Genomic DNA, 14,702 nt, shown 5'->3' on the forward strand with positions numbered 1-14,702 from the left:
GGACCAACGGCCAGGTCGAGCGAATGAACCGCACGATCAAGGACGCGACCGTCAAACGCTTCCATTACGACGATCACGACCAGCTCCGCACCCACCTGTCAGACTTCATGGCAGCCTACAACTTCGCCCGCCGGCTCAAGACCCTCGGCGGGCTCACACCGTATGAATACATCTGCAAGATCTGGACATCCGAGCCAGACAGATTCATCCTAAATCCGATCCACCAGATGCCGGGACTGAACACCTAGCTGGATCAGAAAAATCCGAGTTTTCACACAGCCTCGGCTCAAAGCGGCATGCCGGCTTTCGCTTAGTCAGGCGAGAGATCCGCTACGGGAAGTGCCCGGTAGAGGGTAGCCGGATGGCAGTTCAGAAGCCCTGCGGCCTCGCGGACCGACTTTCCTTCGGCAATCAGCCGCACGGCCAGCGCCCGCTGATCCGCTGTCAGCTTGAGAGGACGGCCGAACCGCACACCCCTCGCTTTGGCCGCGTTCCGGCCGTGGCTCGTGCGCTGATGGATCAGCTCGCGCTCGAACTCGGCCATACCCGCGAACACTGTCAGCACCATGCGCCCCGCCGGAGAGGTCGTGTCCGCCCACGGTTCGGCCAACGAGCGAAGTCCCGCTCCGATCTCGTTCAGCTTCTCGGCAATGTCGAGCAGGTCGCGGGTCGAGCGTGCGTGTAATTTTTAGAAGACAACTGCACTATATGTTAGGAGTGTACAGCACGGCATTGATGAGGGCTACCCAGACCATCATCAATGCCAGGTTCTGCCGATCATACCGATCTTGGCACGCTTCTGCGGCCTGTGTCCCATTTCGGCGCCGTCACCGTGCCACTAGCCGCTTCCCCTCCCGTTACTCCGCCGAGTTGAGCCGCATCCGGGCACGGCGTTCGCGGCGTTGCAGTTCCCGGCCAAGGCGGATCGACTGCTCGACGAAATCCAGGTGATCGCGGGCAGCCTTGTCGGCCAGGGCGGCGTCGCCCGCCTCGATCGCCGCGATGATTTCGAGGTGCTGGTCCAGCAGCTTGCGGCCGGTGCCGTCGATGCTGCGCAGCAGGTCGCGGTTGTAGAAGATGCCCCGCCTGGTTAGGTCGAAGACCGAGGCCATCATGTGGATCAGCGTCGTGTTGTGGCTGGCGTCCACGACCGCGCTGTGCAGCCGGAAATCGGCCTCCTGCTCGGCCTCGCGGTCTTGGGCGTCCCAGGCGGCCCGAAGCTCGTCCCGGATCGCGGCCAGGCGTTCCTTGTCGGCCGCGGTCGCGCGTTGGGCGGCGAGGCGGGTCGCGAATGCCTCCTGCTCGCGGCGGTATTCCAGATAATCGTGGAACGCCTCGCCATGGCGCGCATAAAGGGCCAGCATCGCGGGCGACATCGCCCGTCCGGTGAGTTCGGCGATATAGGTGCCGTCGCCGTGGCGGACCGTGACGAGATTGCGGCTTTCGAGAACCTGCAGGGCCTCGCGCAGCTTCGGGCGCGAGACGTGGAAGGCGTCGGCCATCTCGCGTTCGGACGGCAGGCGGGCGCCGCCCTTCAGCACCCCGTCAACGATCATCGTCTCGATCTTGTCCACTACCATCTGGACCACCGATTCGTGGTCGATGGGTTCAAAGACATCCACTGCGATCATGGTCGGCACTCCTCGACTGCTCGGCGCAGACAGTCAGTAATAATGTTTACCTTGGAAGGGCTGGTTTCAAGGCAGTCTAACGGTTGAGCAAGTATCTGTAATCACGAATTTTATCGAAACCACCTTTTGCGGCCCATGCCTCTTCCTACGGCGTGGTCGCCCTGGAATCTTGCTCAGCCCCCTCTTGTGGTAAAGAAAAATATTGACCGTCTGCAGAGGACAATATTATTAACCTCGTGCGACAGATCGCTGTCGCCCGCCGGGAGGGGCGGTCAGAGGGAGCGAGAGGATGCCGATCATACCGAGCAAGACGCTTGCGTCTTGCCAAGGCACGGCTTCAGGGGCCGGGCCTGCGCAAGTCCCGAGTCCAGCCTCACGCGACCCCGGAGCGTACCGCCTGCCCGGCGAGGCATGACGGATCGCGCCGTTGCCATGATCCGGTCGCCGCTTCCGCGTTTCCCAGGCGGGCGAGGCGCATATCAACAGGACGGACCATCCGGAAATCGTTGTGTGCGCGGAAAAGTTCTGCGCAGGCTGAGGCCATGTCTGGGTGAAAGGACGGCGCAGGATGGCCGGAACCGTCATCGCCCTGGCCGCTCTGACATCTCCGGGCGCCCTTCAGGGATCGGCCGCCGCTGCGTCCCCTGCAAGGCGCGCCTTGTGCCCGCCTACGCCAACCTTCGCATACCTCGGATAGTGCTTCAGCCAAGGGAAACATGATGAAAGATCAGGCTTCTGACATCGACCCCGTCGAATCGCAGGAATGGCAGGACGCGATCGCCGACGTGATCGAGCGCGACGGCGCGAACCGCGCGCATTTCCTGCTGGACAAGGCGGTGCAGCAGGCCCGCGCGGCCGGCGCCAACCTGCCATTCTCGGCTACGACGCCCTATCAGAACACGATCCCTGTGGACGACCAGCACGAGTTCCCCGGCGATCTGGAGATGGAATGGCGCATCCGCACCATCAACCGCTGGAACGCCATGGCAACCGTCGTGCGACGCAACAAGGAATCCAGCGAATACGGCGGGCACATCGCCTCCTACGCCTCGTCGGCGGTGATGTATGACGTGGGCCTCAACCACTTCTGGCGCGCGCAGTCGGAGATTCACGGGGGCGACCTGGTGTTCTTCCAGGGCCATGTGATCCCCGGCATCTACGCGCGGTCCTTCATGGAAGGCCGGATCACCGAGGAGCAGTTGCTGAACTTCCGCTCCGAGGTGGGCGGGGGCGGGCTTTCGTCCTATCCGCATCCCTGGCTGATGCCGGACTACTGGCAGTTCCCGACCGTCTCGATGGGCCTCGGGCCGCTGATGGCGATCTACCAGGCGCGGTTCATGAAATACATGCACAACCGGGGCCTGATCGACATGGCCGACCGCAAGGTCTGGTGCTTTCTCGGCGACGGCGAGATGGACGAGCCCGAAAGCCGCGGCGCCATCGATCTGGCCTCGCGCGAGAAGCTGGACAACCTGATCTTCGTCATCAACTGCAACCTGCAGCGGCTGGACGGGCCGGTCCGCGGCAATGGCAAGATCGTGCAGGAGCTGGAGGGCGATTTCCGGGGCGCCGGCTGGAACGTCATCAAGCTGCTCTGGGGCAAGGGCTGGGACCAGCTGCTGGAGAGGGACACCACCGGCCGTCTGCGGCAACTGATGGACGAGACCGTGGATGGCGACTACCAGACCTTCAAGTCGAAGGACGGCGCCTACATCCGCAAGCATTTCTTCGGCAAGTATCCTGAAACCGCGGCGCTGGTCGAGGACTGGACCGACGACCAGATCTGGGCGCTGAGCCGCGGCGGCCACGACCCCGAAAAGGTCTACACCGCCTTCCGCAAGGCCATCGAGACGAAGAACCAGCCGACCTGCCTGCTGATCAAGACCATCAAGGGCTATGGCATGGGTTCGGCCGGCGAGGGCCAGAATATCACCCACCAGCAGAAGAAGATGGCCGAGGAGCAGTTGCGCGCCTTCCGCGACCGCTTCAGGATCCCGGTCTCGGACGAGGATCTGCTCAAGGCGCCGTTCGTCGCGCTGAACACCGCGCAGAAGGCCTATCTGGCCGACCGCCGCAAGGCCCTTGGCGGGGACTTCCCCAAGCGCAGCTCGCAGGCGCCGAAGCTGGAGATCCCCCCGTTGGAGGCGTTCCAGGCGCAGCTGACCGGCACAGGCGAGCGCGAGATCTCGACCACCATGGCGTTCGTGCGGATACTGACCACGCTGATCCGCGACAAGAACCTGGGCAAGCATGTCGTGCCGATCGTGCCGGACGAAAGCCGCACCTTCGGGATGGAGGGGCTGTTCCGCTCGATCGGGATCTACAACCCCGAAGGGCAGAAATACACGCCCGAGGACCGTGAGCAGATGTCCTACTACCGCGAGGCGGTGGACGGACAGGTGCTGCAGGAAGGCATCAACGAGGCCGGCGCCATGGCCGACTGGATCGCGGCGGCCACGTCCTATTCCAACCACGGCGTGCCGATGATCCCTTTCTTCATCTACTATTCGATGTTCGGCTTCCAGCGGGTGGGCGATCTTGCCTGGGCCGCCGGCGACAGCCGCGCCCGCGGCTTCATGCTGGGGGGCACGGCGGGCCGCACGACCCTGAACGGCGAGGGGCTGCAGCACGAGGACGGCCACAGCCACATCCTGGCCGGCACCATCCCCAACTGCATCAGCTACGACCCGACCTTCCAGCACGAGGTGGCGGTCATCGTCCATCACGGGCTCACGCGGATGTTCCAGGATCAGGAGGATGTGTATTTCTACCTGACCCTGATGAACGAGAACTACAGCCAACCCGACATGCCCGACGGCGTCGAGGACGGCATCATCCGCGGCCTCTACCGCTTCCGCGAGGCCGCCCAGCCGGCAGAGCGGCACGTGAACCTGATGGGCTCGGGCACCATCCTGGTGCAGGCGATCAAGGCCGCCGACATGCTGGAAGCCGATTTCGGCGTCACTGCCGACATCTGGTCGGCCACCAGCTTCAACGAACTGGCCCGCGACGGCCAGGACGCGGCGCGGTGGAACCGGCTCAACCCGCTTGAGGCGCCGCGCGTGCCCTATGTCACGCAGGCGCTGTCAGGGGCGAAGGGCCCATTCATCGCCGCCACCGACTACATGAAGAACTATGCCGAACAGATCCGCGCCTTCGTGCCCGGCCGCTACACGGTGCTGGGGACGGACGGCTTTGGCCGCTCGGACAGCCGCGTGAACCTGCGCCGCTTCTTCGAGGTGGACGCCAACCACATCGCGGCGGCGGCGATGGTCGATCTGTTCCGCGAGGGGGCGATCGACGAGGCCACGCTGCGGGACGCACTGAGCAGATACGACATCGACGGCGGCAAGCCCAACCCCCGGCTGGTCTGATCGGGAACGAGGAGGAACCACATGGCAATCGAAGTGAACGTTCCCGACATCGGCGACTTCAAGGATGTCCCGATCATCGGCATCCTCGTGAATGTCGGCGACAGCATCGCCGTCGAGGACCCGCTGATCGAGCTCGAATCCGACAAGGCGACGATGGAGGTGCCAAGCCCCGTCGCAGGCCGGATCGCCGCGATTTCGGTCAACGTGGGCGACAGGGTGTCCGAAGGCGCGCTGATCCTGACCGTCGAGGCCGAAGGAGTGACGGCCGCTGACGCCCCGGCGCAGGACGCGCCCAAGCAGAACATCCCGGACCGGCCCGCCCCGGCGGCGGGGTCTGCTGCGGCCCCGGTCGCGGCAGCCCCGGCGGGGGGCGCTATCACCGACAGCGGTTTCGGCAAGGCCCATGCCTCGCCCTCGGTGCGCGCCTTCGCCCGCCAGTTGGGGGTCGACCTCGGCAGGATCAACGGCAGCGGCCGCAAGGGCCGCATCCTGCGCGAGGACGTGGCCGCCGCGCTGAAGGCCAGCGCCGCCCCCGTGGCGGCGGCCCCCGCGCAGGGCGGCATGGGCATCCCGCCGATCCCGGTGGTGGACTTCTCGAAGTTCGGCCCCGTCGAGGACGTCGAGATGCCGCGCATCAAGAAGCTGTCCGGCCCCGCGCTGCACCGGTCCTGGCTGAACGTCCCCCACGTCACCCACAACGAGGACGCCGACATCACCGAGATCGACCGCTACCGCAAGGAGCTGGACGACGAGGCGAAGAAGGACGGATACCGCGTCACGCTTTTGTCCTTCGTCATCAAGGCTAGCGTCTCGGCCCTGCGGAAACACTGGGAGTTCAACTCGTCGATCCATCCCGACGGCGACAAACTGATCCGCAAGTCCTACTACAACATCGGCTTTGCCGCCGACACGCCAAACGGCCTGGTCGTGCCGGTCATCAAGGACGCCGACCGTAAGGGGATCATCGAGATCTCCAAGGAACTGGGAGAGCTGAGCGCCAAGGCCCGCGCGGGCGAGCTGAAGTCGCAGGACATGCAGGGCGCGACCTTCACCATCTCGTCGCTGGGCGGGATCGGCGGCACGTCCTTCACGCCGATCGTCAACGCGCCCGAGGTCGCGATCCTGGGCCTGACCCGGTCGCGGATGGCCCCGGTCTGGGACGGCGCGCAGTTCGTGGCGCGCAACATGCTGCCGATGTCGCTGAGCTACGACCATCGCGCGGTGGACGGGGCGCTGGCCGCCCGCTTTGCCGCGACGCTGCGGCACCTGCTCGGCGATGTGCGCCGGATCATGCTGTAAGGGAGGGCGACGTCATGGAAGTCAAGGTTCCCGATATTGGCGATTTCAAGGACGTGCCGGTCATCAGCATCCTCGTGGCCGTGGGCGATGAGGTGGCCGAGGAACAACCGCTGATCGAGCTTGAGTCCGACAAGGCGACGATGGAGGTGCCCTCTCCCGCCGCCGGCCGGATCGCGGCAATTGCGGTGAAGCCGGGCGACAGGGTGTCGGAAGGCGCACTGATCCTGACGCTGGAGGCCGCAGGCACAGGTCCGGGCGCGGGCGAGGTCGAGCCGCGCAGCACCGACAGCGGATATGGCGGGCGCGGCGGCCCGGCTGACGCCCCGGCCGCGCCGCAGCCCGCCCCGGCGGCGGCGGTTCCCGCCTCGGCGCGCGGCGACGTCCATGCCGAGGTCGTGGTGCTCGGTTCCGGCCCTGGCGGCTACACCGCCGCCTTCCGGGCCGCAGACCTCGGCAAGAAGGTCGTGCTGATCGAGCGCAACCCGACCCTCGGCGGCGTCTGCCTCAACGTCGGCTGCATCCCCTCCAAGGCGCTGCTGCACGCCGCCAAGGTCATCACCGAGGCCGAGGAGATGGCCGGCCACGGCATCGCCTTCGACACGCCCGTGGTGGATCTCGACAAGCTGCGCGGCTGGAAGGACTTGGTTGTCAAGCAACTGACCGGCGGCCTGTCCGGGTTGGCCAAGGGCCGCAAGGTGCAGGTGGTGACGGGCTACGGCCGCTTCACCGGCCCGAACATGATCGAGGTCGAACAGGACGGCACGAAGGCCTCGGTCAGCTTCGACCAGTGCATCATCGCCGCCGGATCCGAGCCGGTGACGCTGCCCTTCATCCCGCATGACGACCCCCGCGTGATTGACTCCACCGGCGCGCTGGAACTGGACGGCATCCCCGAACGGATGCTCGTGCTGGGCGGCGGCATCATCGGGCTGGAGATGGCCTGCGTCTATGACGCGCTCGGCACCCGCATCACGGTGGTCGAACTGATGGACCAGATCATCCCCGGTGCCGACAAGGACATCGTGAAGCCCCTGCACAAGCGCATCGAGGGCCGCTACGAGAAGATCCTGCTCAGGACGAAGGTCACGGACGTCAAGGCCGGCAACGACGGCCTGACCGTCACCTTCGAGGACGAGACGGGCGCGACCTCGACCGACAGCTTCGACCGGCTTCTGGTCGCGGTCGGCCGCCGCCCGAACGGCAAGCTGATCGGGGCCGAGGCGGCGGGCGTCGCGGTCGATGAGCGCGGCTTCATCGCCGTGGACAGCCAGCAGCGCACCAACGTGCCGCACATCTTCGCCATCGGCGACGTCGTGGGTCAGCCGATGCTGGCGCACAAGGCGGTGCACGAGGGCAAGGTCGCGGCCGAGGTTGCAGCGGGGCAAAACCGCCATTTCGACGCCCGCGTGATCCCCTCGGTCGCCTACACCGACCCCGAGGTCGCCTGGGTCGGCGTGACCGAGGCGCAGGCCAGGGCCGAAGGCCGCAAGATCGGCAAGGGGGTGTTCCCCTGGGCGGCCTCGGGGCGGTCGCTGTCCTTGGGCCGGTCGGAAGGCATCACCAAGGTCATCTTCGACGAGGCCGACGATCGGGTGATCGGCGCGTGCATCGTCGGGCCGAACGCGGGCGACCTGATCGCCGAGGTGGCGCTGGCGATCGAGATGGGCGCCGACGCGGTGGACTTGGGCCATACCATCCATCCCCACCCGACGCTGAGCGAGACGGTCAACTTCGCCGCCGAGATGTTCGAGGGCACGATCACCGACCTGATCCCGCCGAAGAAGCGGCACTGAGCCGGGCGCGCCCGTATCCCGGTTTCCTGAAAGCCCCGGCACGGGAGGTAGCGCCGGGGACCACTGGAGCAACAAGACGGCGGGGCTGTCCCCGTGATCCGAGGAGGAAAGATGACTGGTTTCCTGATATTCATCCTGGCCCTGCTGCCGATCGCGACAGTGTTCCTGTTGCTGGTGGTGCTGGAACGCTCGGCCAAGCTTTCGATGTTCGTGGCCTACCTGGTTACGGCGGCAACGGCCCTTCTGGTTTGGGGCACCGACCTGAACAAGGTTCTGGGGGCCACCGCCAACGGGGCCATCACCGCGATCAGCCTGCTCTACATCATCTTCGGCGCGATCCTGCTGCTGTTCACGCTTGAGGAAAGCGGCGGCATCCGGTCCATCCGCAGCGGCTTCACCAGCATCTCGCCCGACCGGCGCGTGCAGGCCATCATCATCGCCTGGCTGTTCGGCTCGCTGATCGAGGGCGCGTCGGGTTTCGGCACCCCCGCCGCCATCGCCGCGCCCCTGCTGGTCGCGATCGGCTTTCCCGCCATGGCCGCGGTTCTCGTGACGCTGATCATTCAAAGCACGCCGGTGTCCTTCGGCGCGGTCGGCACGCCGATCCTCGTCGGCGTCAACACCGGCCTCGGCGGCCAGGAGATCGTCGAGTCGACCATCGCGCCGATGGCCTACAGCGACTATCTGCTGGAGATCGCCGTCAAGGTCGCCACCATCCACGGCCTCGTGGGCTTCCTGATCCCGCTGATGCTGGTCGGGATGCTGACGCGCTTCTTCGGATCCAACCGCTCGTTCATCGAAGGCTTCCGCATCTGGAAATTCGCGCTGTTCGCGGGCCTCGCCTTCACCATCCCCTACTGGATCATCGCCAACGTCCTAGGGCCGGAGTTCCCGTCGCTTCTGGGCGGCATCATCGGCCTGCTGATCGTCGTTCCGGCGGCGCGGGCGGGCTTCCTGATGCCGAAGGAGATCTTCGACTTCCCGCCCCGCACCCAATGGGACGACGCCTGGGTTGGCAAGCTGGACGACCTTGAGGATCACCACGCCAGCCGTCCGGTGATGCCGCTGCTGAAGGCATGGGCGCCCTATCTGCTGGTCGTGGCGCTTTTGGTGCTGACCCGCGCGGTCGGACCGGTCAAGGCATGGCTCACCTCGCCCGAGGTGACGCTGGCGCTGGACAACCTGTTCAGCTCGGGGATCAACGCGCGGGTGCAGGTTCTGTATCTGCCCGGCACGGTGCTGATCCTTGCGTCGATCTTCACCTTCTTCCTGCACGGGATGAGCGGGCGGGACTATGGCCGGGCGCTGCGGTCCTCGGGTTCGACCATGATCGCCGCCGCGCCCGCGCTGCTGCTGGCGGTGCCGATGGTGCAGGTGTTCATCAACTCGGCCTCGGACAGCCTGGCCAGCATGCCGATCGTCCTGGCCGAGGGCGTGTCGTCCGCGGTGGGGCAGGCCTGGCCCATGTTCGCGCCGCTGATCGGGTCGATGGGCGCCTTCGTCGCCGGGTCGAACACGGTCAGCAACATGATGTTCTCGCTGTTCCAGTTCTCGACCGCCGAGCAGATCGGCCTGGGCGCGGCGGGCGCGGGCACCGTGGTGGCGCTGCAGGCCATCGGGGGGGCCGCGGGCAACATGATCTGCGTGCACAACGTGGTGGCCGCCTCGGCCACGGTGGGCCTCGTCAACCGCGAGGGCGAGATCATCCGCATGACCCTGATCCCGATGACCTACTACATCGTCCAGGGCGGGTTCATCGGGCTTGCGCTGTTGGCCGGGGGATTCAACATGTGGTGGATCGCCGCCGTGATCTGGGGTTCGGCCGTGCTGCTGTTCATGTCGCGGAACCGGGGGCGCGCGTCCAACCCCGTCGCCGTCCGAAGCTGAGGTAGGTGAAATGTCCGCAAAGCCCAATCCCCGCGTCGGCCTGTTCGTGACCTGCCTTGTCGATGCCATCCGGCCCGGGATCGGCTTTGCGGCCATCCAGCTGCTGAAGGAAGCGGGCTGCCGGGTCGAGGTGCCGCAGGCCCAGACCTGCTGCGGCCAGCCGGCGTTGAACAGCGGCGATGACAAGGACGCGGCGGACCTTGCGCGCCGGACCATCGCCGCCTTCGAGGGCCACGACTATGTCGTGCTGCCCTCGGGGTCCTGCGCCGGGACGATGGTGCACGCCTATCCCGAACTGCTGGCGGGCGACCCGGAATGGGCCGCCCGCGCCCGCGACTTTGCCGCCCGGACCCACGAGATCACCAGCTTCCTGGTAGATGTCATGGGCTACCGCCCCCAGGGCCGCCGTCTTGACGCGACGGCGACCTATCACGACAGCTGCGCGGGCCTGCGCGAACTCGGCATCGCCGCGCAGCCGCGCGCGCTTCTCGCCTCGGTCGAGGGGCTTGAAATGCGGGGGCTGGAAGGCAACGACGTCTGCTGCGGCTTCGGCGGCACCTTCTGCGTGAAATATTCCTCCATCTCGAACGCCATCGTCACCGAAAAGGCCGAGGCGGTCGAGCGCACCGGGGCCGACCTGCTGCTGTCGGGCGACCTCGGCTGCCTGATGAACATGGCGGGCAAGCTGCACCGGCGCGGCGCGAAGACCCGCTGCTTCCACACCATCGAGGTTGTCGCGGGCCGCGCGGGCGGCCCCGCCATCGGCGAGGAGGGCTGAGCATGAACGCGCCGCAGCAAGGCTTCAAGGAACGCGCCGACGCCGAACTGAAGAACGCGGTCCTGAAGATCGCCATCGACCGGACCACCGGCAACGCCGAGCGCAAGCGCGCCGTCGCGGTCGCCGCCTTCCCCGAGTTTCAGGCCGCCCGCGCACGGGGCCGCGCCATCAAGGACCATGTCATCGCCCATCTCGACCACTACCTCGAGATGTTCGAACGGAACGCCACCGCCGCGGGCGCGCAGGTCCACTGGGCCGCCGACGACGCCGAGGCCCGCGCCATCATCACCCGCATCTGCCTTGAGGCGGACGCGAAGCTTGTCACCCGCGCGAAATCCATGCTGGGCGAAGAGATCGGCCTGCCGCATGCGCTGGCCGACGCCGGGATCGAGCGGGTCGAGACGGACCTGGCCGAGCACATCATCCAGCTTGCGGGCGAACGGCCGTCGCATATCGTGTGGCCCGCCATGCACCGCACCCGCGAGCAGGTGGCCATCCTGTTCAAGGAAGCCCATCATCCGCCGCCCGCCGCCGATGATCCGGCAACCATGGTGCAAAGCGCCCGGCGCGAGCTGCGGGCCAAGTTCCTGGGCGCGGACGTGGGCATCTCGGGGGCGAACTTCCTGGTCGCGGACACCGGCGCCACCTGCACCGTCACCAACGAGGGCAACGCCGAGCTGACCACCACGCCGCCCCGCATCCACATCGTGACGGCGGGGATCGAGAAGCTGGTGCCATCCACCGCCCACGCCTTCGCGCTGCTGCGGCTGCTGGTGCGGTCGGCAACGGGTGGCGAGATGACGCAGTACACCACCTTCCACTGCGGCCCGAAACGCCCCGGCGACGCCGACGGCCCCGAGGAGATGCACATCGTCCTGGTGGACAACGGCCGCACGCGGATGCTGGCCGACGAGTTCCGCCCCATGCTGCGCTGCATCCGCTGCGGGGCCTGCATGAACCATTGCGTGGTCTATCGCCAGATTGGCGGGCACGCCTATGGCGGGACCTATCCCGGTCCCATGGGCGCGGTGCTGACGCCGGTTCTGGACGGGCTGGCGCAATCCCGCGACCTGCCCCATGCCTGCACCATGAACGGCCGCTGCGCCGAGGTCTGCCCGGTCGAGATCCCCCTGCCCACGCTGCTGCGGGCCTGGCGCACGCGCAGTTGGCGCGAGCGGCTGGAGCCCCGGTCCGTCCGCGCGGCCCTTGGCCTCTGGGCCATGGCGGCGCGGCGGCCGTGGCTTTACCGCCTGGGCAGCCGCATCGGCGTGCGGGCGCTGCGGCTGTTCGGGCGGCGCGGCTGGATCGGCAGCCTGCCGCTGGCCGGCGGCTGGACCGCCTACCGCGACCTGCCGCGCCCGTCGGGGCGGACCTTCATGGAACAGTATCGCGCCGGACAGGCCGGGCGGGCCGGGCAGACGGGGCGGGAGGCGCGGAAATGAGCGCGCGCGACCGCATCCTTGCCGCCATCCGCGCCGCCCGCCCGGCGCCCCTTCCGCCCGCCGAGGCCATCGCCGCCGAGGCCGCTGCCCTGCTGGATGCGCCCGAAAGCGTCCGCCCCTGGCCTGTCGAAGCGGTGCTGGCGGCGGAGTTTGTGCGGAAAGCCTCGGCCCTCGGGACGAGTTTCGACCATCTGCCCGACAGGGCGGCGATCCCCTTGGCTGTCAAACGCTATCTGGACACACATGGCCTGCCGCCGGCGCTGGCGCTGCAGCCGGCCCCGGCGCTCGCCGCTCTGGACTGGACGGACATAGACACCCATGACGCCGTCGCGCCTGACCAGACGGCCGCCCTGGGGCTTGCCCTCTGGGGCATCGCCGAGACCGGGTCGCTGGTCATCCACTCCGGGGCGGATGCGCCGATCCTGCTGTCCTTCCTGCCGCTGCACCACATCGTCGTGCTCGAGGAACGCAGCCTGCTGCCGCATCTCGAAGACTATGCCGCCGCGATGCAGGGGGCGGCGCAGCCCCGCAACGCCATCCTAATCACCGGCCCCAGCGGCACCACCGACATCGAGGGCAGCTATGTCCGGGGCGCGCACGGCCCCGGATTTCTGCATGTCCTCATGATCGGCGGCTGAGTCCGGTCCCGCCCGTCATCCGCATCCCGGACCATCCCGCGTCCGGGCTGCCCCGTCATCGCCGATCCGACTGGAGCTCACGAACATGACCCAGCGATCCCCGACTGACCTCAAGGCGGACCCCGCGCCTGTCGAATCCCGTCCGGCCTTCCTTGACGCGCTTCGCGCAACCGTGGGGCCGCGCCACTTCCTGACCCGGCCGCAGGACACCGAGCGCTTCCGCATGGGATACCGCTCCGGTGGCGGCGAGGCCAAGGCGGTCGTCCGCCCCGGCTCGCTGCTGAACTGTGGCAGGTGCTGCAGCTTTGCGTGAGGGCGGGACGGATCGTGATCGCGTAGGAGGCCAACACCGGGCTGACCGAGGGCTCGACCCCCAAGGGCACCTATGACCGGCCCGTTGCCCCCCTTGTCGGCGGCTCCGGCCTATCCTGCCCCTCTACATCAACGCCTGCTGTCTCCCCGGATACCGGTCGCCGCTGCCATCCGCCCGCGACCGGCGGACCGGGCGGGGCGCGGCCCGGCATGTCACGTCTTTATAGCCGTGTCCCGATGCGCAGGCTTCATCATTTCCTTTCTTCCGGGTATCTGGCGGAGCAATGTTCTAAACCTGCCTGCAAACTCAGGTCGCTGCCCGTGGGCCTGCCGCCCCGCCCTGCGTCTGCGGGACTTGGCAGGCTTGCATCAGCCGGGGATGCGGGGGGTTCAGATCCGGCCTTGCGCGCTGCCGGATAGCGCGCCGATGCGGACTGAAGGAAATGCTGATGCAGAGCCCTGCGCCCCTGACGGTTCTTGGCCTTGTCGCCCTTGCCACCACGGCGATCGTCTGCGGCGACACGGCCGGCAAGCTGCTGACGGGGGCGGGGGTGCAGCCGCTGTTCGTGGCCTGGTCGCGCTTCGCGCTGGCGGCCCTGCTGCTGTTCTGGATGCTGGGCCTGGGGCCGGCCGGCCTGGGGCGCCTGCTGGACTGGCGGCTGATCCTGCGGGCGGCCCTGATCGTCGGCGCCATCGCCTCGATCCTGACCGCGCTTCGGACCGAGCCCATCGCGAATGTCTTTGGCGCCTTCTTCATCGGCCCGATCGTGGCCTATGTGCTGTCAGCCCTGCTGCTGGGCGAGAGCGTGTCCTGGGCGCGCACGGTGATGCTGGCGCTGGGATTTGCCGGCGTGCTGCTGGTCGTCCGGCCCGGCGGCGAGATGGGGACCGGCATGATCTTCGCGGTGCTGGCCGGCACGCTCTACGGCTCGTATCTTGCCGCGACGCGCTGGCTGACCGCCTTCTATCCGCCGCCCTTCCTGCTCGGCTCGCAACTGCTGATCGGGGCGGTGCTGCTGCTGCCTGCGGGCCTTGCCAGCATTCCGGCAAGCACCGACCTGCGGGTCTGGGTGCTTGTGATCGTCAGTTCGCTTGCCTCTGCCTTCGGCAACTATCTGCTGGTGGTCGTGAACCGGACGACGCCGGCGACGGTCTCGGCGCCCCTCATCTATTTCCAGTTGATCGCCGCCACCGTGATCGGGTTCTTGGTCTTCGGCGACTGGCCGGAACCGCTGACCCCGCTGGGCCTTGCCGTGATCTTCGCCTCGGGTGTCGGCGGCCTGGCGCTAGTGCCGAGGCGCTAGGTGTTCAGTCCCGGCATCTGGTGGATCGGATTTAGGATGAATCTGTCTGGCTCGGATGTCCAGATCTTGCAGATGTATTCATACGGTGTGAGCCCGCCGAGGGTCTTGAGCCGGCGGGCGAAGTTGTAGGCTGCCATGAAGTCTGACAGGTGGGTGCGGAGCTGGTCGTGATCGTCGTAATGGAAGCGTTTGACGGTCGCGTCCTTGATCGTGCGGTTCATTCGCTCGACCTGGCCGTTGGTCC

General features: G+C 67.3%; 13 protein-coding genes and 1 pseudogene. 10 read left to right on the forward strand and 4 right to left on the reverse strand.

From position 1 onward, the window contains the following. Nucleotides 1–248 (forward strand): integrase core domain-containing protein (locus tag CK240_RS16340; protein ID WP_167650080.1); only part of this gene is annotated, 248 nt, incomplete at its 5' end. Between the two features lie 62 nt (nucleotides 249–310). Here CK240_RS16340 and CK240_RS19615 read toward each other — a convergent pair. The 3 genes and pseudogenes from CK240_RS19615 to CK240_RS16350 form a co-directional block, all read right to left on the reverse strand. Beyond that, nucleotides 311–472 carry a helix-turn-helix domain-containing protein gene (locus CK240_RS19615; protein ID WP_420818634.1) on the reverse strand — a complete coding sequence of 54 codons (162 nt, stop codon included), beginning with the start codon at nucleotides 470–472 and terminating at the stop codon, nucleotides 311–313. Between the two features lie 9 nt (nucleotides 473–481). Next, nucleotides 482–667: pseudogene (locus tag CK240_RS19620) on the reverse strand (recombinase family protein); the annotation flags it as partial. Between the two features lie 190 nt (nucleotides 668–857). Beyond that, nucleotides 858–1,631 (reverse strand): FadR/GntR family transcriptional regulator, encoded by a 774-nt coding sequence (locus tag CK240_RS16350; protein WP_095641381.1) that lies wholly within the window; start codon nucleotides 1,629–1,631, stop codon nucleotides 858–860. Nucleotides 1,632–2,350: 719 nt separating this feature from the next. Between CK240_RS16350 and aceE the strand changes: the two genes are divergently transcribed. The 9 genes from aceE (at nucleotide 2,351) to CK240_RS16395 (ending at nucleotide 14,458) form a co-directional block, all read left to right on the forward strand. Beyond that, nucleotides 2,351–5,005 (forward strand): pyruvate dehydrogenase (acetyl-transferring), homodimeric type, encoded by a 2,655-nt coding sequence (gene aceE / locus CK240_RS16355; protein WP_095641389.1) that lies wholly within the window; start codon nucleotides 2,351–2,353, stop codon nucleotides 5,003–5,005. A gap of 21 nt (nucleotides 5,006–5,026) precedes the next feature. Beyond that, a complete protein-coding gene (gene aceF, locus CK240_RS16360) occupies nucleotides 5,027–6,304 on the forward strand; it encodes a dihydrolipoyllysine-residue acetyltransferase (RefSeq protein WP_095641382.1) in 1,278 nt (425 codons plus the stop codon). Between the two features lie 14 nt (nucleotides 6,305–6,318). After that, nucleotides 6,319–8,097 carry a dihydrolipoyl dehydrogenase gene (lpdA, locus tag CK240_RS16365; protein ID WP_095641383.1) on the forward strand — a complete coding sequence of 593 codons (1,779 nt, stop codon included), beginning with the start codon at nucleotides 6,319–6,321 and terminating at the stop codon, nucleotides 8,095–8,097. 111 nt (nucleotides 8,098–8,208) lie between these two features. After that, nucleotides 8,209–9,984, forward strand: coding sequence for an L-lactate permease (locus CK240_RS16370; protein WP_095641384.1), 1,776 nt, complete (start codon nucleotides 8,209–8,211; stop codon nucleotides 9,982–9,984). 10 nt (nucleotides 9,985–9,994) lie between these two features. Next, complete coding sequence (locus CK240_RS16375) at nucleotides 9,995–10,762, forward strand: (Fe-S)-binding protein (RefSeq protein ID WP_095641385.1); 768 nt, start codon at nucleotides 9,995–9,997, stop codon at nucleotides 10,760–10,762. 2 nt (nucleotides 10,763–10,764) lie between these two features. Further along, on the forward strand, nucleotides 10,765–12,204 hold the full coding sequence (locus CK240_RS16380; protein WP_095641386.1) for a lactate utilization protein B: 1,440 nt from the start codon (nucleotides 10,765–10,767) through the stop codon (nucleotides 12,202–12,204). After that, the gene (locus tag CK240_RS16385) at nucleotides 12,201–12,842 is read left to right on the forward strand and encodes a LutC/YkgG family protein (RefSeq protein ID WP_095641387.1); all 642 of its coding nucleotides are present in this window, start codon (nucleotides 12,201–12,203) and stop codon (nucleotides 12,840–12,842) included. The genes CK240_RS16380 and CK240_RS16385 overlap by 4 nt, the downstream gene beginning before the upstream one ends. A gap of 85 nt (nucleotides 12,843–12,927) precedes the next feature. Next, a complete protein-coding gene (locus CK240_RS19480) occupies nucleotides 12,928–13,155 on the forward strand; it encodes a hypothetical protein (protein ID WP_095641388.1) in 228 nt (75 codons plus the stop codon). 448 nt (nucleotides 13,156–13,603) lie between these two features. Beyond that, nucleotides 13,604–14,458: a DMT family transporter gene (locus CK240_RS16395; RefSeq protein ID WP_205957889.1), complete on the forward strand. Its 855-nt coding sequence runs from the start codon at nucleotides 13,604–13,606 to the stop codon at nucleotides 14,456–14,458. Here the strand turns inward: CK240_RS16395 and CK240_RS16400 are convergent. Continuing rightward, nucleotides 14,455–14,702: integrase core domain-containing protein (locus CK240_RS16400; protein ID WP_167650080.1), on the reverse strand; the 248-nt coding region annotated here is incomplete at its 5' end. The two genes, CK240_RS16395 and CK240_RS16400, sit on opposite strands and share 4 nt — an antisense overlap.

Source organism: Paracoccus salipaludis, assembly GCF_002287065.1.
Lineage (GTDB): Bacteria > Pseudomonadota > Alphaproteobacteria > Rhodobacterales > Rhodobacteraceae > Paracoccus > Paracoccus salipaludis.

Coding starts and splice junctions, on each gene's coding strand:
- CK240_RS16350 (WP_095641381.1), bottom strand. CDS start 1,631: ATGATCGCAGTGGATGTCTTTGAACCCATCGACCACGAATCGGTGGTC.
- aceE (WP_095641389.1), top strand. CDS start 2,351: ATGAAAGATCAGGCTTCTGACATCGACCCCGTCGAATCGCAGGAATGG.
- aceF (WP_095641382.1), top strand. CDS start 5,027: ATGGCAATCGAAGTGAACGTTCCCGACATCGGCGACTTCAAGGATGTC.
- lpdA (WP_095641383.1), top strand. CDS start 6,319: ATGGAAGTCAAGGTTCCCGATATTGGCGATTTCAAGGACGTGCCGGTC.
- CK240_RS16370 (WP_095641384.1), top strand. CDS start 8,209: ATGACTGGTTTCCTGATATTCATCCTGGCCCTGCTGCCGATCGCGACA.
- CK240_RS16375 (WP_095641385.1), top strand. CDS start 9,995: ATGTCCGCAAAGCCCAATCCCCGCGTCGGCCTGTTCGTGACCTGCCTT.
- CK240_RS16380 (WP_095641386.1), top strand. CDS start 10,765: ATGAACGCGCCGCAGCAAGGCTTCAAGGAACGCGCCGACGCCGAACTG.
- CK240_RS16385 (WP_095641387.1), top strand. CDS start 12,201: ATGAGCGCGCGCGACCGCATCCTTGCCGCCATCCGCGCCGCCCGCCCG.
- CK240_RS19480 (WP_095641388.1), top strand. CDS start 12,928: ATGACCCAGCGATCCCCGACTGACCTCAAGGCGGACCCCGCGCCTGTC.
- CK240_RS16395 (WP_205957889.1), top strand. CDS start 13,604: ATGCAGAGCCCTGCGCCCCTGACGGTTCTTGGCCTTGTCGCCCTTGCC.